Annotated in this window: 21 protein-coding genes and 2 pseudogenes; 13 read left to right on the top strand and 10 right to left on the bottom strand. The window is 49.4% G+C overall.

Annotated elements, in window-relative coordinates; genetic code table 11:
* Nucleotides 1-139 precede the first annotated feature (139 nt).
* The 7 genes from FYJ65_RS07870 to FYJ65_RS07840 all read right to left on the bottom strand — a co-directional run bounded on the left by FYJ65_RS07870 (nt 140) and on the right by FYJ65_RS07840 (nt 6323).
* Nucleotides 140-811, bottom strand: coding sequence for a hypothetical protein (locus tag FYJ65_RS07870; protein WP_154554774.1), 672 nt, complete (start codon nt 809-811; stop codon nt 140-142).
* 178 nt (nt 812-989) lie between these two features.
* Nucleotides 990-1547, bottom strand: a complete 558-nt coding sequence (locus tag FYJ65_RS07865; protein ID WP_154554773.1) for a TetR/AcrR family transcriptional regulator — start codon at nt 1545-1547, stop codon at nt 990-992.
* A gap of 599 nt (nt 1548-2146) precedes the next feature.
* Nucleotides 2147-2686 carry a flavodoxin family protein gene (locus FYJ65_RS07860; RefSeq protein ID WP_154554772.1) on the bottom strand — a complete coding sequence of 180 codons (540 nt, stop codon included), beginning with the start codon at nt 2684-2686 and terminating at the stop codon, nt 2147-2149.
* 99 nt (nt 2687-2785) lie between these two features.
* Nucleotides 2786-3082 carry an MFS transporter gene (locus FYJ65_RS07855; protein WP_154554771.1) on the bottom strand — a complete coding sequence of 99 codons (297 nt, stop codon included), beginning with the start codon at nt 3080-3082 and terminating at the stop codon, nt 2786-2788.
* Nucleotides 3052-3762: an MFS transporter gene (locus FYJ65_RS07850; protein ID WP_154554770.1), complete on the bottom strand. Its 711-nt coding sequence runs from the start codon at nt 3760-3762 to the stop codon at nt 3052-3054. Before FYJ65_RS07850 ends, FYJ65_RS07855 begins: the two co-directional genes overlap by 31 nt.
* 1172 nt (nt 3763-4934) lie before the next feature.
* Nucleotides 4935-5783, bottom strand: a complete 849-nt coding sequence (locus FYJ65_RS07845; RefSeq protein ID WP_154554769.1) for a Rossmann-like and DUF2520 domain-containing protein — start codon at nt 5781-5783, stop codon at nt 4935-4937.
* 15 nt (nt 5784-5798) lie between these two features.
* Complete coding sequence (locus FYJ65_RS07840) at nt 5799-6323, bottom strand: GNAT family N-acetyltransferase (RefSeq protein ID WP_154554768.1); 525 nt, start codon at nt 6321-6323, stop codon at nt 5799-5801.
* A 210-nt stretch (nt 6324-6533) separates the two neighbouring features.
* On the opposite strand from FYJ65_RS07840, the gene FYJ65_RS07835 reads away from it, so the two are divergent.
* The gene (locus FYJ65_RS07835) at nt 6534-6989 is read left to right on the top strand and encodes a hypothetical protein (RefSeq protein ID WP_154554767.1); all 456 of its coding nucleotides are present in this window, start codon (nt 6534-6536) and stop codon (nt 6987-6989) included.
* Nucleotides 6990-7364: 375 nt separating this feature from the next.
* Here the strand turns inward: FYJ65_RS07835 and FYJ65_RS07830 are convergent, their stop codons facing one another.
* On the bottom strand, nt 7365-7742 hold the full coding sequence (locus tag FYJ65_RS07830) for a DUF2500 domain-containing protein (protein WP_331469456.1): 378 nt from the start codon (nt 7740-7742) through the stop codon (nt 7365-7367).
* A 593-nt stretch (nt 7743-8335) separates the two neighbouring features.
* Entirely contained in the window at nt 8336-8701 is a 366-nt protein-coding gene (locus tag FYJ65_RS07825) for a Fic family protein (protein WP_465223471.1), read from the bottom strand.
* A 191-nt stretch (nt 8702-8892) separates the two neighbouring features.
* Between FYJ65_RS07825 and FYJ65_RS07820 the strand changes: the two are divergent.
* The 5 genes and pseudogenes from FYJ65_RS07820 to FYJ65_RS07800 form a co-directional block, all read left to right on the top strand.
* A pseudogene (locus FYJ65_RS07820) lies at nt 8893-9336 on the top strand (SDR family NAD(P)-dependent oxidoreductase); the annotation flags it as partial.
* Nucleotides 9333-9722, top strand: a complete 390-nt coding sequence (locus tag FYJ65_RS07815) for a rhodanese-like domain-containing protein (protein WP_154554766.1) — start codon at nt 9333-9335, stop codon at nt 9720-9722. The pseudogene FYJ65_RS07820 and the gene FYJ65_RS07815, both read left to right, overlap by 4 nt.
* A gap of 71 nt (nt 9723-9793) precedes the next feature.
* On the top strand, nt 9794-10099 hold the full coding sequence (gene trxA / locus FYJ65_RS07810; protein WP_118718022.1) for a thioredoxin: 306 nt from the start codon (nt 9794-9796) through the stop codon (nt 10097-10099).
* Between the two features lie 12 nt (nt 10100-10111).
* A complete protein-coding gene (locus FYJ65_RS07805; protein ID WP_154554765.1) occupies nt 10112-10432 on the top strand; it encodes a rhodanese-like domain-containing protein in 321 nt (106 codons plus the stop codon).
* A 1-nt stretch (nt 10433) separates the two neighbouring features.
* Nucleotides 10434-12128 carry an FAD-dependent oxidoreductase gene (locus FYJ65_RS07800; protein ID WP_154554764.1) on the top strand — a complete coding sequence of 565 codons (1695 nt, stop codon included), beginning with the start codon at nt 10434-10436 and terminating at the stop codon, nt 12126-12128.
* A 48-nt stretch (nt 12129-12176) separates the two neighbouring features.
* Here the strand turns inward: FYJ65_RS07800 and FYJ65_RS07795 are convergent, their stop codons facing one another.
* Complete coding sequence (locus FYJ65_RS07795; RefSeq protein ID WP_235898238.1) at nt 12177-12854, bottom strand: Crp/Fnr family transcriptional regulator; 678 nt, start codon at nt 12852-12854, stop codon at nt 12177-12179.
* A gap of 135 nt (nt 12855-12989) precedes the next feature.
* Between FYJ65_RS07795 and FYJ65_RS07790 the strand changes: the two genes are divergently transcribed.
* The 7 genes and pseudogenes from FYJ65_RS07790 (at nt 12990) to FYJ65_RS07765 (ending at nt 16752) form a co-directional block, all read left to right on the top strand.
* A complete protein-coding gene (locus FYJ65_RS07790) occupies nt 12990-13760 on the top strand; it encodes a NifB/NifX family molybdenum-iron cluster-binding protein (RefSeq protein WP_154554762.1) in 771 nt (256 codons plus the stop codon).
* Between the two features lie 90 nt (nt 13761-13850).
* Nucleotides 13851-14480 (top strand): rubredoxin-like domain-containing protein, encoded by a 630-nt coding sequence (locus FYJ65_RS10015; RefSeq protein ID WP_154554761.1) that lies wholly within the window; start codon nt 13851-13853, stop codon nt 14478-14480.
* A 2-nt stretch (nt 14481-14482) separates the two neighbouring features.
* A pseudogene (locus tag FYJ65_RS09960) lies at nt 14483-15052 on the top strand (ATP-binding protein); the annotation flags it as partial.
* Between the two features lie 18 nt (nt 15053-15070).
* Nucleotides 15071-15631 carry a rubrerythrin gene (rbr, locus tag FYJ65_RS09955; protein WP_334296005.1) on the top strand — a complete coding sequence of 187 codons (561 nt, stop codon included), beginning with the start codon at nt 15071-15073 and terminating at the stop codon, nt 15629-15631.
* Between the two features lie 14 nt (nt 15632-15645).
* Nucleotides 15646-15786 (top strand): rubredoxin, encoded by a 141-nt coding sequence (locus FYJ65_RS07775; protein ID WP_154554759.1) that lies wholly within the window; start codon nt 15646-15648, stop codon nt 15784-15786.
* Between the two features lie 61 nt (nt 15787-15847).
* Nucleotides 15848-16225, top strand: coding sequence for a desulfoferrodoxin family protein (locus FYJ65_RS07770; protein WP_328603046.1), 378 nt, complete (start codon nt 15848-15850; stop codon nt 16223-16225).
* A gap of 17 nt (nt 16226-16242) precedes the next feature.
* Nucleotides 16243-16752, top strand: a complete 510-nt coding sequence (locus FYJ65_RS07765) for a ferritin (RefSeq protein WP_154554758.1) — start codon at nt 16243-16245, stop codon at nt 16750-16752.
* Nucleotides 16753-17364 lie beyond the last annotated feature (612 nt).

Here is a 17364-nt window from a genome sequence, read left to right as displayed (position 1 = left end):
CGAGAAGACTATTTCCCATTGCGGTGCTTTCTTTGAAATGAATAGACTTGATTTGCTCTTTTGCCAACACGCCACGCTTGTACCGTGCGGAAACCTCTTTGGGATTGCAAATTGTTTTTATGAAATTGTTTTTGTGAGATTAATTCGGCATCTCGCTTTTCATTGCGCGGAAGCCGATGACCACGGCCCACAAGTAAGCGCAGGTTTTTGGAATCATCAGGGCGCCTATTACCGGGATTGTTTCGGCGAAGAGAACTACCGGGAGGTAGCAGCCGAAGCTCAGCACGATGGTGAACCACATCCAGCGGAAGGCGCGGTCGTTCTGCGTTTTGGCGCTGCGGAAGTAGAGCACGATGATTGGCAAGCCCAGCAGGGCAAACGGGATGTTCCGATAAATTCCCCAGGACAGCGGCGGATTGGCGACGGTCCACCGGTTCTGCGGCATCATGCACAGGGCGATTCGAATGCCGGCCAACAGGTATACCGAGACAGTCAGATTTTTGTGGCCGGTGATGTTGTAGCGTTCGCGCCATACGTAGTAGATCAGCACGTAGAAAATCGTCATGGTGACGGATGTCACCCATTTGCCGATGCCCAGTGGAACTACGTAGTCCCCGAAACCGGTGGTGCACAGGGCGATGATGCGTGGCACCAGATGGAAGGAATCGCCGGCACCCAGGATTACAGCCATCCATCCGAAAAGTGTATACTGGCGGGACTTGCCCCCGCTTCTGCGGATCATTTTAATTCCAATGGTGATAACGGATACGAGATAGGCCACGTCAAAGATTGGCTCCATAATTGTTTGCATTACATGCACCCTCCTTTTTTTATTATTTTGCTGCACGTACGGCAGCCCCATCTAGTTGAACAATGTTCATTTTATCTTCTAAAGGAATCTCCCACGCACGTGGGAGATTGAATGGTCGGTACGGGCAGCGTTTGGGTCGCGGCCGGTGCGAACGCCGCGCTCTATGAGCCTTCGGCCGCTAATATATCGTGCGCCGCAACACTTCCAGCACCGGTGCCGGATCGTAATCCTCACGGAGCAGTGCCGCCAGCATCAGGGAGAACAGAACGTCGCCGAAAACCTCCGGCGTGAACGCCTCATTGAACGCATCCTTCCGGACCCGCGAATCGTGCTTCAGAACTCGGACCAGACCGGCTTGAATGTGCTTCTGCGTTTCATTCATGCGCCGGATATTCTCTTTTTTCCCCTGCTCCGCAAGTCCCAGAGAATGCAGCGCCACAAAACCGGGATATTCCCGGCTCCCGGCTTCCATCCGCCGGTACATCCAAGTGACACAGGATTCCGCATCCTCGTACACTGCCGGATTATCCGAATTATGGAAGATTTCATTCCAAATGCTTTCCACCGTGGCCGCCAGCAGCTTGGTCTTGGACCCAAAATAATTATAAATGGATCCCACGGACACGCCGCAAGCCCCGGCCACGGACCGGATGCTGATGGCCTGACTGCCTTCTTTTTTTACCAGCTCCCGGCTCACACTCAGAATTTCTTCTCGGGATGTTACTTTCTGATTCATGCACTCACCTCAAATTGAACATTGTTCATTATAGTCGCGGATGGGTCGCCTGTCAAGTTTTTCCGGGGGGCGTGCATCACTTTTCGGCCTTCGTGTTTCGGGCTGGAATCCGGAATCTGATGTTTTTGCTTCGATTTTCAGCCTCCATGCATCAACCGGAAATTCGTGGTTGATGCATGCGGTGCGTTTGTAGTGGCTCATGCATCACTTTTTAAAAATTGACGATAAAAGCAGAATATTTCGTCCGCCAACGTCAATCTGTCACAGGGTCACGAGGACAATTAGAGTTTCCGGCGGATCTTTTCAGATGGAATTGACGATAATGCTGCGAAAACATAGGCATTATCGTCAATTCCTTCTAAAGCCACGGTGGCTTCCACCTTAATGTCGAGCGGGAAATCCGGGTCATTGACGATGGAACTGCAAAACAGAGCCCTCCATCGTCAACTTTTCGAAAAAAGTATTACTTTATTAGACTTTTACGGGCAGATGGGCGTTAGAACTGAACTGCAAAAGTGGAGAACCAAAAAGAGCTGTTCGGCGGACGGGGTCCCCTCTCGGTGCCCCCGCCGCCGAAGCAGCTCTTCACAACTTCTTTCCTATACCTGCGCGCCCAGCGCCCGGGCCTCCGCCAGCTTGGCATTCCCGGAAATCTCGCCGCCCCCGGTCACCCCTCCGCAGTACACGGACCCCTTCAGGGTTGTTTTAGGGAAACAATCCAGCCAGCCGGTCAGTCCGGTCTCCGCCTTTTCGAAAACATCCTCCCCTTCGTCCGCCGCCGTGGCCAGGAAATACACGTCCCGGAACCGGTAATCCATTGGATACATTGGATTCATGCGGTCGATGAGGGTTTTCATCTGTCCGGACATCTCGAAATAGTAGATTGGCGTAGCCCAGACCACCACGTCTGCGTGAAGCACGGCGTCCATGATCGGAGCCACATCGTCTTGGATGATACATTTTCCGGTCTGATGGCAGGACAGGCAGCCTCTGCAAAAGCGGATGTCCTTATCCTTCAAGGTGATGAACGCCACTTCGTTGCCGGCGGCCTCCGCCCCTTCGGCGAAGGATTTTGCCAAAAGCTCCGAATTGCTGTTCGGCCGGATACTGGTGGAAATTACGGTTACTTTTTTTGCCATACGTCGCTCCTTTCATTTGCCCGTCTTTTGCTTGCCAAGCGTTTGCTATCGAGTTTCTTATGAGACAGTATACCCCCGCGAAAAGGAAATGTATATATCCTATTTTGCCGGTTTTCGGTCCACCACCAACACACACCACAGGGTGAACAGCAAAGAAAGCAAAATGGCCACGTGGTAGGATGTGACGCTCGCAATCACGCTGCCCAGGATTTTTTCGCAAACGGTCACAATGGCCGGTGTGGTGAACTGGGCGATGTACAGTGCCACGGAAAGGGCCGGAATGACGGTGGTCGCCGCATTTCTTCCGGCTTTTGCCGATGCCGTCGAGATAAAATACGGCACGCCGATTCCGTTGGCGGCTCCAATCAGGAAGGACCCCAGCAGCGTTCCCGGCATCGCATCCAGAACCGGAGCAGCAGATATCCCACCAAAAACATCAGCGGCGCCACAACTTTGGTGTTTCTGCCCAATCCTGTTTTCAGCTTCGGATAGGCCAGTCCGCCCAAGAAGCCGAATACATCGCCTAAAGCCATGATTACGGGAATTGCCGCTTTCGACACGGTTCCCAGGCGGGAAGATTCCATGGCAAAGTTGGCCGGATAATTAAAGAAAATCACCATCAGGAAAAACATCCCCACAATGAAAGGATAATAATTGCGAAAGACCCCTGTGGATTTTTTCTGTTGTCCGGCTTCAATGATTCTTTCGTTCGGCATCCACAGCGCTACCGGTACAATGCTGATTACGCCCACCAGCGCTCTGCACACCAGTACCAAATAGATATTGCTGAACAGGCCGGCACCGCAGCCGAATACGATGTACATTCCCAGACCGATTAGCGTCAGGGTTTTCGCTTTACAAATCCGGCACAACTTCTCGAAAAACAAATTCGTCACGGCAATGAACACCGCCGGCATGCTGATAATCAGCTGCACCATCATTTTCGATTCGCCGCTGAAATACTCCTGTATCACGCCCAGCGCCGGTGCCACAGCGGCACCGGCCATTACCGTCAGCAGCGACAGCGTCAGTATCGCCACCATTAACTTCCATCTTCTATGTTCCTGCAGAAACATTTTGACCTCCTTACAAAAACAGACTTCACTTTTCCGAATTTCCCGGCCGGCGTACGCGAACCGCGCCGGCGTCCGGGCCGCCGGTTTCCAAATTTCAGGCCCGGGGTTCGCGCAAGGAAACCGATTTCATTGGCTTTCACGCCACCCGAGCGCGAACCGCGCCGGCGACCGGGCCGCCGGTTTCCAAATTTCAGGCCCGGGGTTCGCGCAAGGAAACCGAGTTCATTGGCTTTCCCGCCACCCGAGCGCGAACTCCGCCGGCGTCCGGGCCGCCTTTTTCCAAATTTCAGGCCCGGGGTTCGCGCAAGGAAACCGAGTTCATTGGCTTTCCCGCCGACCGAGCGCGAACTCCGCCGGCGTCCGGGCCGCCGGTTTCCAAATTTCAGGCCCGGGGTTCGCGCAAGGAAACCGATTTCATTGGCTTTCCCGCCACCCGAGCGCGAACTCCGCCGGCGACCGGGCCGCTTTTTCCCAAATTTCAGGCCCGGGGTTCGCGCAAGGAAACCGATTTCATTGGCTTTCACGCCACCCGAGCGCGAACCGCGCCGGCGTCCGGGCCGCCGGTTTCCAAATTTCAGGCCCGGGGTTCGCGCAAGGAAACCGATTTCATTGGCTTTCACGCCACCCGAGCGCGAACCCCGCCGGCGACCGGGCCGCCGGTTTCCAAATTTCAGGCCCGGGGTTCGCGCAAAGAAACCGATTTCATTGGCTTTCCCGCCGACCGAGCGCGAACCGCGCCGGCGTCCGGGCCGCCTTTTTCCAAATTTCAGGCCCGGGGTTCGCGCAAGGAAACCGAGTTCATTGGCTTTCCCGCCGACCGAGCGCGAACTCCGACGGCGTCCGGGCCGCCGGTTTCCAAATTTCAGGCCCGGGGTTCGCGCAAGGAAACCGAGTTCATTGGCTTTCACGCCACCCGAGCGCGAACTCCGCCGGCGTCCGGGCCGCCTTTTAAAAAGTGAACATCCAAAAAAAGAAAAAGCGCAAGTCCGTGTTTGGACTTACGCTTTTCGCTACTCAACTCCGTTATTATATCACTGAAAATTTTGAAAAGTCAAAGACTTTTTCCGCGCCGGTGACCGGGCCGACTTTTCTCAAATTTCAGGCCTGGGGTTTGCGTACGGAAACCGAGTTCATTGGCTTTCCAGGCCGGCGTACGCAAACCGCGCCGGCGCCTATTCCAGAATCCGCCGGAGCCCGGCGTACTCCCGGTCCGGGTTCTTGCATTCCGCGATGGAAACCAGCACCTCCGAAGCGGCCCGGTACATCTCCCCTTCCGGTCCGTCTCCCAGCACCGAAAGGTGCTTCCGCACCGTTTCCGCATCGCCTCGTTCTACCGGCCCCGTTAGCGCCTGCACCGGGCCGTCTTCCAGCAGGTGCTTTACATTGCTGAGGATCAGTGGCGTCAGTGCCTCCCGAGCACCCGCCTCCGTGAAACCACAGTCCTGCAAGAGGTTCAAGCTGGTGTTCACCAGAGCGCACACCAGGTTGCTGGAGATGGCACAGGCCGCGTGATAGGTTGCCTTGGCATCGCCGGAAATCTCCTGCACCCTCGGGCCCAGGGATTCCAGTGTTTTTACCCAGAAATCCAGGGGGCCCGTGCCCTCGATACAGAAGAAGGCCGACCCCAGCTCTTTGTAGGACGCCCACTTGTCGCTCACCGGGAACAGGGGATGGATGGAATACCCCGTCGCCCCCAAAGCCTCAATGTCCGGAAAAGCCTCCTCGGCGGACAAAGCCCCGCTGCAGTGACAGATTTTTTTGCCCCGAAGGTCCACCCCGCGGAGGGACTCGTAGACCTCCCGAATCTTATTATCCGGCACGGTGAGGAAAATCACATCGCTGGCGTCCGCCACCGCCTCGGCGCTGTCGAAACACGCGCTTTCGGTGAAATCCGCGGCCGCCTGCGCCGCCTCCCGATGCCGATTGTAGTAGCCGGTCACCGTGAGTCCTCCCTCGCGGAAAAATTTCCCCAGGGAGACCCCCACCTTTCCGGCCCCGATAAAACCAATCTTCGTCTGCATTTTGCCCGTCCTTCCTTATCCCAGATATTTCTCCAGGAGCACCATGCTCACGTTGGACAGGCCCTGCAGCTCCGTGTCCACGATGCCCACTTCCGCGTATCCCAGCTTCCGGTACATCGCCCGAGCCACCGAATTCCATTCCAGCGTATCCATTCGGCAGGCTTTGCAGCCCGTCTTCCGGGCATACTCCTCATAAAAACAAACGAACGCCTTGCCGTATCCTTTTTTCGAGGCGGCCGGGGAGACCACCAGGGTGTGGAGAACGCACACCCGGTCCGGCGGCAATTCGTGCACCCACCGGCCTTGGGCATAGGCCTCCGCCTGGTCTTGATTGATGATTCCTGCGCCCACAACCCGGCCTCTATCTTCCAGAACGAACAGTTCCCCTCGTTCCAAAGCCCCCTCTGCGGTGGCCCGCGTCGGATAGATTCCGCGAATCCAGCCGGTCATCAATCCGCCCTTCTCCTCTTCCGTATGAATGTCGTTGTAAATCTCTTCCACCGCGGAAACGTCCGCCGCACTTGCTTTTCGGAATATCATAATTCGCTCCTACCATTAAAGATAAGAGCATTATATCACAGATGAAGGGCGGAAATCCCCCGAATCAGCCCGGCCGGCGTACGCAAACTGCGCCGGCGTCCGGCCTCAGCACAGAGAAGTGCATTTGAAAAAACGACTTATTTTTTTAAATACGGTTCCGTTTTCCGAATTACTATTTAAAAAAAGTGTTGTTTTTTTTAATAGCCAAGATTGGATAAGGAAATTGCCAAGCTTTCTGCCCTCCTCCCAAAGATTGCTTTGCAACAGTATATCAACAAATGTCTAATTGATGAAATCGTCATAACCAATAACATCGAAGGTGTATACAGCACGCGGAAGGAAATCGGTGAAATTCTGGATGATCTGGAAGGAAAAAGCAAAAACAGATTCTTTGGTCTTGTAAATAAGTATGCGGCATTGCAATCCAAAGAGAATTTATCGATTAATACCAGCCAAGACATTCGAAACCTATACGATGAAATGTTTCTTTCTGAAATGCGGGAGGAAGATCCTAAGGATGTACCGGATGGACAAATATTTCGAAAAAGTCACGTCGATGTGGTCAGCGCAACGCAACGTGTAATTCATCACGGCGCATACTCTAGAGCCGATTATGGGTTATCGTCTTTCATACACAATAAAAGAAAATATCAATCGTTACTATAAGAGCTTCCGTATCGTCAACGACAAAAAAACAAAGGGGATATTACGCCCTTTATTTTCACATATCTTGATTTCATAAAGGAATCCTCAATTACCTTAAAGGAAAAATTAGAAGAAAAAGCGAATGCCTTAAAATACTATTCGAAATCCTTAGAATCTTTACCTTATGGCAATGACGATAAATACAGGACCTTATATTTTTATCTGCTGCAGGCAGCACTGTTTTCTGAGATTGGGATTTCTACAAACGACCTGCTTCGGTACCTGCAAATTAGTCGCCCGACGCTGCAGAAGAGATTGCGATTTCTGGATGAATCCGGTCTGCTGATTACAATGCGGAGGGAAACAAACAAATTCTATCAATTAAATCTAGACAAACTACCGTTCAAAGGACAGGTACCGGGTTCCCCGGAACGTTAGCTTTCCCTCGTCCCCTTCCGCCAGCATTCCGTATTCGGAACCGTACACTTGGAATTCCATTCTGTCGCCGCTTTCGAACTGAAAGGTCACATAATATGTCGTGTGGGTGTCGGTATGGAATCCATGGGCGCCCGTCGTATCCCCGGCATTTACATGATTATGGCGGATCACATTCGTCCTTTCGGCCACAATAACGGCAGGGGCTGTTATCCGCGAGCAATGATTATTCTTGTTCCATGTAACGATTCCTCTTGCCACGGCTAAGCCAAACACCCCAAATGCAAGGGTAATCAGAACTGGAAACAGAATATCAAAGTAATCGAACATATCAATCATTGTTGGATTCTCCTTGCTTTACATTAATCTTTTTTTATTTCGCTTCATTGTAACATAAAACAATGTTTTCTCAAGAGAAACTTGCGGCTGCATACAAAAAGTGAAAATCCTAAAAATTTGACGATAAAAGCAAACTATCCCGACCGCCAACGTCAATACGCCACATGGGGACGGGAGCAATTAGAGTTCCCGGCGGTGTTTTTCGGATAGGATTGACGATAATGCTGTGAAACAGGGGGCAATATCGTCAATCCCGATGGAAGTCGCATGGGCTTCCACCGTACTATCGAGTGGAAAAATCGAGTCCTTGACGATGGAAGTGAAAATACAAGCCTTCCATCGTTAACTTTTCGAAAAAAATATTACTTTATTGGAATTTCGTGAAAGACAAGCCGTTAGAATTTGTATCTACATTACTGCAAAGGTACGAACCCACTGATTTTGGACGTGGGTTCTCCTCCCACATTTTGTAATATGGTGAAGATGTTATGACTGCAGCTCTGTAAACCCTTTAGTTTCAAGGGTTTCAGAACACATCATGTAAATTCCTCTAATTTTTTTCAGCCTGTTTCGTGCTCAAATAAAGCATTAAACTACAGTTCTTCCACTCTATAGATATTGTATCCTTCATAGTAATAACTGTGATCAATTCCCTTCATGTACATTTCTCTGTCATTGATCTTATCAGTCAATGCATTTCTTAATATATGCTTTATTTCAATATCCTTAATCGGACTGCATTCCATTGCCATAAGGTAGTCATCTTTCTCAACCCTGCTCCAGCCAACAACCTGTTTGATTTCCTTCTTCAGTATGAGATTAAGCCAGATACGTGTGCTTCTGTCATTACCTTCTCTGAATGGATGTGCTATGTTCATCTCAACATATTTCTCAACTATTTCATCAAAGGTCTGCTGCGGCATTTCTTCAATATGCCGAATTGATGATTCCGAAATCATCAAGATGGCTGAAAGTGCAGATCCTGTAAAATAAAAACCACAGTCTACACTTCAAATCGGAGCGTGACTGTGACTTTTTATTTATGTACGGGCATGATTTTTCTATCATTCCTTCTTGGAAAAATGTGATTTTATCATGGAGAGCGCCTCCGAAACAGGTTATACTATAAACACAAGGTTCTGCTGACAAAGCGGTTGCGCAGCTGAAAGAAAAGTACCCTGATGCAACAGTTGCGGGAATCAGTCCTAACCTGTCCAATTTGGAATCTGTCCGCAATGCATTCCGAGAGGCTGCCTCAAAATACGGTCGCATTGATATTCTGGTGAGCAATGCCGGTGTATCCGAAAGCACTCCCTTTACCGAGTATACGGAGGAAACCTTTGATAAGGTTGTGGATCTGAATGTAAAAGGCGTGTTCAATGCTACAAGAGCCGCCAGTGAGTGCATGATTGCAAAAGGTCAAGGTGTTATTCTCTCCGCCTCCTCAATGGTCAGCATTTACGGCCAGCCCAGTGGCTTTGCTTATCCCGCATCCAAATTTGCTGTCAATGGCCTGACGGTTTCCTTGTCAGAGAATAAACAGGTCAGCTGGAAACGGCTGCCCGATCTTCAAAATATGGAGATATACACATGAAAAGAATCATTCCCATTTTAATGACTTTACTGCTTCTCTCTGGTTGTGCAACGCAATCCGCTGAAAAAACCTATCGACAGATTACTATGGAGGAAGCTATTACGATGATGGAGGAGGAAACCGGATACATCATTCTCGATGTTCGTACTGCTCAGGAGTATAGAGAAAAGCATATTCCCGGTGCTATCAATATTGCCAACGAATCCATTGGCACAGAGGATATCTCTGAACTGCCGGATAAAGATCAGCTGATTCTGGTATACTGCCGCAGCGGTAATCGGAGTAAGCAAGCATCTGAAAAGCTGGTGAAACTGGGCTACACCAATATCATTGAAATCGGCGGAATTAATAGTTGGCCCGGTGAAACAGTCACCGGCGATAAGTGATAAAATCACAGAACAAGGAACGACTACTGGATATAATAAAGCCATAAAAAAGAAAACAGGAGGACTTAAATATGTCTGCTATCAGTGTTAATAAAAACAATTTCAATCAAGAGGTTTTGAACTCGGACAAGCCCGTCCTGATGGATTTCTGGGCTCCCTGGTGTGGTCCTTGCCGCATGGTAGTTCCTCTGGTAGAGGAGATTGCCAAGGAGCGCTCCGATATCAAGGTTGTTAAAATTAATGTGGATGAGGAACAGGAGCTGGCTATGCAGTTCGGTGTGATGAGCATACCTACTCTGGTGGTTATGAAGAACGGAAAGATTGTCAATCAAGTCACCGGTGCCAGACCTAAGGCTCAGATTCTCGCAATGCTGTAAGGAGGTGCAAAGATGAGGTTGGTCGATTTCCTGAAAGGCCCTGACATCAATCAGGGTGTCAAAGAATATAGCACTACGGATGGCGCAGTCCTGCTGGATGTTCGCACCCCCGACGAATACCGGCAGGGGCATATCCCCGGCAGTAAAAATGTTCCTTTGCAGTCCATTAGCAAAGTGGCTGGCATGATTGACAATAACTCTACTCCCATTTTTGTTCATTGTCTCAGCGGTGCAAGAAGCCGTCAGGCAGCTGCTATTTTGAAGCAGATGGGTTATATCAACGTGAAAAACATAGGCGGAATTTCCGCTTATGCAGGAAAGGTGGAACGATAATATGAAAGTTGTCATTGTAGGCGGTGTGGCAGGTGGTGCTACCGCTGCCGCCCGTATTCGCAGACTGAATGAGCAGGCAGAAATCGTAGTTTTTGAGCGCTCGGGGTATATCTCCTATGCCAACTGTGGTCTGCCATACTATATCGGTGATGTGATTACCGATCGGTCGGATCTGACCCTCCAGACCCCGGAAAGCTTCTTCTCCCGGTTCCATGTAAACATGAAGGTGCGTCATGAAGTCACGGCTATCCATCCCGAAAAAAAAGAAGTTACCGTGAAAAATCTAGAAACTGGTGAGGAGTTCGAGGAGAGCTATGACAAGCTGATTCTCTCTCCCGGAGCCAAGCCTACCCAGCCCCGGCTTCCCGGTGTAGGTCTTGATAAGCTGTTTACCCTGCGCACTGTTGAAGATACCTTCTGCATCAAGGATTACATCAATGCAAACCATCCCAAATCCGCTGTACTGGCAGGTGGTGGCTTCATTGGATTGGAGCTGGCAGAAAACCTGCGAGAGCTGGGGATGGATGTCACCATTGTCCAGCGTCCAAAACAGCTTATGAATCCCTTTGATGCCGATATGGCTTCTTTTATCCATAATGAAATGCGCAAGCACGGCGTAAAACTGGAACTTGGTCATACCGTAGAAGGGTTTGAGGAAAGGGACGGCGGCGTGGATGTGCTGCTAAAAGACGAACAGCCTCTCCATGCGGATATGGTAATCCTGGCCATTGGTGTTTCTCCCGAAACCACCCTAGCAAAGGATGCCGGGTTGGAACTGGGCATTAAAGGAAGTATTGTGGTCAATGACCGAATGGAAACCTCCATTTCCGACATCTATGCCGTGGGCGATGCGGTGCAGGTGAAGCACTTCGTCACCGGGCAGGATGATCTGATCTCTTTGGCTGGCCCTGCCAATAAACAGGGACGAATCGCTGCGGACAACATCTGTGGCGGAGACAGCCATTATGCCGGCTCCCAAGGCAGCAGTGTCATCAAGATCTTCGGCATGACTGCCGCTACTACCGGCGTAAATGAGACCAACGCCAGAAAAACAGGGCTGGATGTTGATACAGTTATTCTGTCGCCCATGAGCCATGCAGGTTACTACCCCGGCGGGAAAGTCATGACAATGAAGGTGGTCTTTGAAAAGGCGACTTATCGCCTGCTGGGTGCGCAGATCATAGGCTATGAAGGTGTGGATAAGCGCATTGATGTGCTGGCCACCGCTATCCGGGCAGGAATGAAAGCCACGGAACTGAAGGATCTGGATCTGGCCTACGCACCGCCTTATTCCTCTGCGAAAGACCCGGTAAATATGGCTGGCTTTATGGTCGAGAATATCGCAAACGGTGTTCTGAAACAATGGCATCTGGAAGATGCAGATCGCCTTCCTCGTGACGGAAGCGTAACTCTGTTGGACACCCGCACTGTGGAAGAATTCGCACACGGACACATTGACGGCTTCTATAACATCCCGGTGGACGAGCTGCGGGAGCGGCTGGGTGAGCTGGACAAGCGTAAGCCTGTCTACGTCATCTGTCAGAGCGGTCTGCGCAGCTACATTGCCTGTCGTATCCTGGCCGGAAACGGCTTTGACTGCTATAACTTCTCCGGTGGCTTCCGGTTCTATGATGCTGTGACCAATGATCGCTGTCTCATTGAATCGGCTACGGCCTGCGGAATGGATCGAGCATAAAATCAGGACATCTGCTTGCAACTAATAGCAAGCAGATGTCCTTTTTGCTTAATCATTTTGCAATTGTTCCAGTCTGATTTTGTCTGTAACCTCCACTGTTCCACGAGTCAGCCTGACCATACCCTCGTTCTGGAAATAGCGAAGCATTCGGGTAACTACCTCCCGGGCGGTGCCCATGTGGCTCGCAATGGTTTCATGGGTAATCTTGAGGATGTTTGTTCCCTCTAAGTTGCATTCCTCCAGCAGAAATTCTGCCAGCCTTTTATCAAAGCTTTTCCACATGATCTGCTCCATGAGCCACATAACCTCAGAAAAACGGGTAGCCATAATTTCGTTGGTAAAATTAGCTACCACAGCAGACTCTTTCATAATGCGCTGATAAGTGTCAGCAGAAATAACCCACATCGTGGTATCCTTCTGCGCCTCAATGGTGATCTCAAACTGAATGCTGTTCATCATACAGGAGGCGGAAAACAGGCAAATATCCCGATCAAACAAACGATAGAGGCTAATCTCTCGTCCTTCATCGGAAAGAATATAGGCACGAAGCTGTCCGCTTATTACCAGCAGAAGACCGGTACACTCCACAGTTCCGTTGTAAATCACAGTTCCGTTGTGAATCACAGTCCCTTTGTCCACTTTTCGTAAAACTGCATTTCGCTCCAAAATCTGTTGCTGGGTCGGTGTCAATTTGTTCCAAATTGGAAAATAGGATGAAAAATCCATGGGTACACCTCCTTGAATACACATAGTATAAAATGATTTATGGCATATGTCAATAATTCCTTTGACACATAGAAAAAGGAGATGTACAATGGTCGTATAAGTGGCATATGCCGCAAATAATATGGAGGTGAATCTATGCCAAGACCGAAAAAACGCAGAAAAGTTTGTTGTTTGCCGGATAATGATGGTTTTGTTCCGGTTCGTGGCGGCGAGGAACTGACTCCCATTGTCCTGAATGTGGATGAGTATGAATCCATCCGCCTGATTGACCGTGAAGGTTTTTCTCAGGAGCAATGCGAAGAATATATGCGTATTGCCAGAACAACGGTTCAGCAGATTTATGCAGCTGCCCGCAAAAAACTGGCCGATGCGCTGGTTGAGGGACTTCCTCTGCGAATCGAGGGAGGGGATTTCACACTCTGCAGCGGAAACAGCGCAGCCTACGGGTGCAAAAATTGCTATCAGAAAAAAAAACATCCGATGCAAGAAAAACCGAAAGGAGATACTATTATGAGAATTGCAGTCACTTATGAAAACGGAGAAATCTTTCAGCACTTCGGTCACACCGAACAGTTTAAAATCTACGATGTGGAAGATGGAAAAATCATTTCGTCTGAGGTTGTGGATGCTGGCGGCAGCGGGCATGATGCACTGGCAGGCGTCCTGAGTGCACTGAAGGTGGATGCCCTAATCTGCGGCGGTATTGGCGGCGGTGCCCAGATGGCACTGAGCGATGTGGGTATCCGGCTTTATGGTGGTGTTTCCGGCAACGCTGATGCAGCAGCAGTAGCACTGGCAACAGGCGAGCTGGACTTCAACCCCAATGTCAAGTGTGATCATCACGACCACCATGGGGAAGGTCACTCTTGCGGTTCCCACGGCTGCGGCCATCACTCCTGCGACTGAAATAGGTGATTAAGTCACGGAATATGTGTCGTGATTTGATAAAATATAGATATTATATGATATAATATAGATAAAGGAGGAGATAGAACCATGAAACAATATGTTTGCGGCATTTGTGGATATATTCACGATGAAGCCGTCGGTGGCAAGTGGGAAGACCTACCTGCCGATTGGAAGTGTCCTGTCTGTAAAGCAGGCAAAGACGCTTTCAAACCCAAAGAAGAAAAAACAGCGTCACAGAAGGTCCTTGAAAAGCCCCATGTGGACAAGGAACTCTCTCCCATGGAAATGAGCATCATCTGCTCCAATCTGGCCCGTGGCTGCGAAAAGCAGTATCTGCCCCAGCAGGCAGATGATTTCAGAAAACTGGCAGAGTTCTTCAGAAGCAAGGCTGCGCCTGTCGAGGAGGCCAGCACAGCCAAGCTGCTGGAACTTATTGACAAAGATTTGTCTGTAGGGTATCCCTATGGCAATGCTATAGCCGGTGAAAAGCCTGATCGGGGTGGTCTTCGCTGTCAGGTGTGGAGTGAAAAGGTTACCCGAATGCTCCAATCTCTGCTGACTCGATATGAATCTGAGGGAGACAAGATGTTGGAAAACACCGGTGTCTGGGTTTGTACGGTCTGTGGTTTTGTCTATATTGGTGACAAAGCTCCGGATCTATGTCCGGTGTGTAAGGTTCCCAATTGGAAATTTGAAAAAATGGAAGGGAGGGCATAACTATGGCTGAAAAATATGCAGTAAGAAATCTTCGCTTATGTACCAAGGATTGCCTTTGCCTCTATGTCTGCCCAACCGGAGCGACTGATACAGAGAACAGCATCATTGATCCTGAAAAGTGTATCGGCTGCGGTGCCTGTGCCGAAACCTGTCCATCCGCTGCAATCTCTATGGTTCCAAAAGAACTGCCGCCGCAGCAGCCGAAAGAAGAAAAAGTTGTCGAAGCACTTCGTGGCTTAGTTCAAAGCAAAGCCAATGCAGAGAACATTGCTTCGCAGCTTCCTGATGTCTTGAGCGTCGCTGTGGAAAAATCCTCTCGCCTGATGGCTGAGGATCTGTGTAGAGAAGCCGGCTTTATGCTGCCTCAGAGCAGCAACACCAGATTGTTTCTGGAAAGTATTAAAACGTATCCCGGCATTCCTGTGGATGCTGTGGAATCCCTGTTAAAAAACATTCAATTCAATGAAAAAACGGAGGAAAAGAAAATGGAAAAATGGAAATGCACAGTCTGCGGTTACATTCACGAAGGCCCTATGACACCTGATTTCAAGTGCCCTGTCTGCAAGCAACCCGCCGACAAGTTTGTGAAGATTGAGGATGCTGCGGCTCCTGCAAAGAATCCCTATGCAGGCACCAAAACCGAGAAAAATCTATGGGAAGCCTTTGCTGGTGAATCTCAGGCACGCAACAAATATACTTACTTTGCTTCAGTAGCCAAGAAAGCCGGTTACGAGCAGATTGCTGCTCTGTTCCTGCATACTGCACAGAACGAGATGGAGCACGCCAAGTTGTGGTTTAAAGCTCTGGGCGAGCTGGGCGATACTGCCGAGAACCTGCTCCATGCTGCTGAAGGTGAGAACGCCGAGTGGACGGATATGTATGACCGCATGGCTCGTGAAGCTGATGAGGAGGGATTCCATGACCTGGCTGAACAGTTCCGTGGCGTAGCTGCCATTGAGAAGCTGCACGAGGAGCGCTACCGCAAGCTTTTGAACAACGTGGAGACTATGCAGGTGTTTGAGAAGAGCGGCGTTACCATCTGGGAGTGCCGTAACTGCGGACATATCGTAGTAGGAACCAAGGCACCTGAGATCTGCCCTGTCTGCAAGCATCCTCAGGCATTCTTCGAAGTACGTGCGGAGAATTACTAATATTCAATTTATTTATGAAATATGTATGTGATATATGCGGTTGGGTTTATAATGAAGCTGTCGGTGATCCTGACAATGGAATTGCACCCGGCACAAAATGGGAAGACCTTCCCGAGGATTTTGAGTGCCCCCTGTGCAGCGTAGGAAAAGGTTAGGTCTCTTCTGAATAACCCGTAAATTCTGTAGCAAAAACAAATCATGTAAAGGAGAGTAACTGTGAACGCAAAATTTCATATCTGCCGTCGTTGCGGCAATTTGGTTGGTATGATTCACGACGCAGGTGTTCCCATGATGTGTTGTGGTCAGAAAATGGAGACTCTTGAGCCTAACACCGTAGAAGCCAGCGGCGAAAAGCATCTGCCTGCTGTTACTGTTGAAGATGGTGCAATCCATGTCAATGTGGGTTCTGTAGATCATCCTATGCTTCCGGAGCATTTCATCGAGTGGGTCTATGTCAAGACCGAAAACGGTGGTCAGCGTAAGGTTTTGAAGCCCGGTGACGAACCCCATGTCACCTTCTTCCTGGGAGACGATAAAGCAGTAGCTGTCTATGCTTATTGCAACCTCCACGGCCTGTGGAAAACTGAAATTTAACAAGGAGATTATTACAAATGAACGAAAAAGTACATACGCTTATCAATCAACAGATAAATAAGGAATTCTATTCCGCATACCTTTATCTCAATTTTTCAAACTATTTCGAGGAAGCCGGGCTTGACGGCTTTGCCAACTGGTATAAAATTCAGGCTCAGGAAGAGCGTGACCACGCCATGCTTTTCTATCAGTACCTGCAAAACGAAAACCATAAGGTAACGCTTGAAGCCATTGACAAGCCTGATCTGAATGCGGCTTGCCATATGGATGTTTTGAAGGCAGGTCTTGAGCACGAAAAATATGTGACCTCGCTGATTAATGATATCTATAGTGAGGCTTACGAAGCAAGGGATTTCCGTACCATGCAGTTCCTCGATTGGTTTGTGAAAGAACAAGGTGAAGAAGAAACCAATGCAAATGATTTGATTTCCAAAATGGAACTCTTTGGCTCCGATCCCAAGAGCTTGTATATGCTCAATCAGGAATTGGCAGCACGAATTTACTCTGCTCCTTCTTTGGTTCTTTAATCACTATAGCCTATATATGATGGAAGTATAAAAGGCAGTATGCCGCCTGTCAGTTTTCTGGCAGGCGGTTTTTTTACAGGAGGATACCTATAAGTCAAGACAATGCCAGCTTTACCTTTTTACATCGCATAGAGGAAGTAGAACTGAACATTGAGGATGGACGCTGGCAATCTGCTTTGGCATTGGTGCTGACTTTTCCTGATATTTGCGGCGACATTGCTTTCCCAGAAATTATAAAGCGCTATCGGAATGGGCGTGCTGTTCTAGACAGAAACCAGAGACCAACTCGTGATGTAGGAAATCAATATATACGTTGGTTTGATACATACGCAGCACCTTTCTTTAAAGTCTCTGCGCAGGATATCTCGCCCTATATCTGCGGAGAACGATGCTGGCAGCTTCGCTGTGAATACCTACACCAGAACAAGATAATATGAAATGACCTCACATTTGTAATATCGTGGATTCGCCACTATACTGTAATTGACGACTAAATCAATAGACAGTGGTTTACCACATACAAAAGGAGGTCATTTATGAATAGAATACTAAAAATCGGAATGGATGTCCATAGCACCAGCTACACTTTATGTGCAATGGAGCCCGTGCTTG

The sequence above is a fragment of the Mogibacterium kristiansenii genome, from assembly GCF_009695905.1.
GTDB lineage: Bacteria > Bacillota > Clostridia > Peptostreptococcales > Anaerovoracaceae > Mogibacterium_A > Mogibacterium_A kristiansenii.
Note: the sequence above shows the minus strand (reverse complement) of the source record. Positions and strands in the feature narration are given on the sequence as shown.

What these genes read in the sequence shown, in the direction of transcription:
- trxA (WP_118718022.1), top strand. Translation starts at nt 9,794, where the DNA reads ATGTCTGCTATCAGTGTTAATAAAAACAATTTCAATCAAGAGGTTTTG.
- FYJ65_RS07795 (WP_235898238.1), bottom strand. Translation starts at nt 12,854, where the DNA reads ATGGATTTTTCATCCTATTTTCCAATTTGGAACAAATTGACACCGACC.
- FYJ65_RS07855 (WP_154554771.1), bottom strand. Translation starts at nt 3,082, where the DNA reads ATGCCGGGAACGCTGCTGGGGTCCTTCCTGATTGGAGCCGCCAACGGA.
- FYJ65_RS07775 (WP_154554759.1), top strand. Translation starts at nt 15,646, where the DNA reads ATGAAATATGTATGTGATATATGCGGTTGGGTTTATAATGAAGCTGTC.
- FYJ65_RS07815 (WP_154554766.1), top strand. Translation starts at nt 9,333, where the DNA reads ATGAAAAGAATCATTCCCATTTTAATGACTTTACTGCTTCTCTCTGGT.
- FYJ65_RS07805 (WP_154554765.1), top strand. Translation starts at nt 10,112, where the DNA reads ATGAGGTTGGTCGATTTCCTGAAAGGCCCTGACATCAATCAGGGTGTC.
- FYJ65_RS07870 (WP_154554774.1), bottom strand. Translation starts at nt 811, where the DNA reads ATGCAAACAATTATGGAGCCAATCTTTGACGTGGCCTATCTCGTATCC.
- FYJ65_RS07850 (WP_154554770.1), bottom strand. Translation starts at nt 3,762, where the DNA reads ATGTTTCTGCAGGAACATAGAAGATGGAAGTTAATGGTGGCGATACTG.
- FYJ65_RS07865 (WP_154554773.1), bottom strand. Translation starts at nt 1,547, where the DNA reads ATGAATCAGAAAGTAACATCCCGAGAAGAAATTCTGAGTGTGAGCCGG.
- FYJ65_RS07790 (WP_154554762.1), top strand. Translation starts at nt 12,990, where the DNA reads ATGCCAAGACCGAAAAAACGCAGAAAAGTTTGTTGTTTGCCGGATAAT.
- FYJ65_RS07840 (WP_154554768.1), bottom strand. Translation starts at nt 6,323, where the DNA reads ATGATATTCCGAAAAGCAAGTGCGGCGGACGTTTCCGCGGTGGAAGAG.
- FYJ65_RS07800 (WP_154554764.1), top strand. Translation starts at nt 10,434, where the DNA reads ATGAAAGTTGTCATTGTAGGCGGTGTGGCAGGTGGTGCTACCGCTGCC.
- FYJ65_RS07765 (WP_154554758.1), top strand. Translation starts at nt 16,243, where the DNA reads ATGAACGAAAAAGTACATACGCTTATCAATCAACAGATAAATAAGGAA.
- FYJ65_RS07845 (WP_154554769.1), bottom strand. Translation starts at nt 5,783, where the DNA reads ATGCAGACGAAGATTGGTTTTATCGGGGCCGGAAAGGTGGGGGTCTCC.
- FYJ65_RS07830 (WP_331469456.1), bottom strand. Translation starts at nt 7,742, where the DNA reads ATGATTGATATGTTCGATTACTTTGATATTCTGTTTCCAGTTCTGATT.
- FYJ65_RS10015 (WP_154554761.1), top strand. Translation starts at nt 13,851, where the DNA reads ATGAAACAATATGTTTGCGGCATTTGTGGATATATTCACGATGAAGCC.
- FYJ65_RS07860 (WP_154554772.1), bottom strand. Translation starts at nt 2,686, where the DNA reads ATGGCAAAAAAAGTAACCGTAATTTCCACCAGTATCCGGCCGAACAGC.
- FYJ65_RS07825 (WP_465223471.1), bottom strand. Translation starts at nt 8,701, where the DNA reads ATGATTTCGGAATCATCAATTCGGCATATTGAAGAAATGCCGCAGCAG.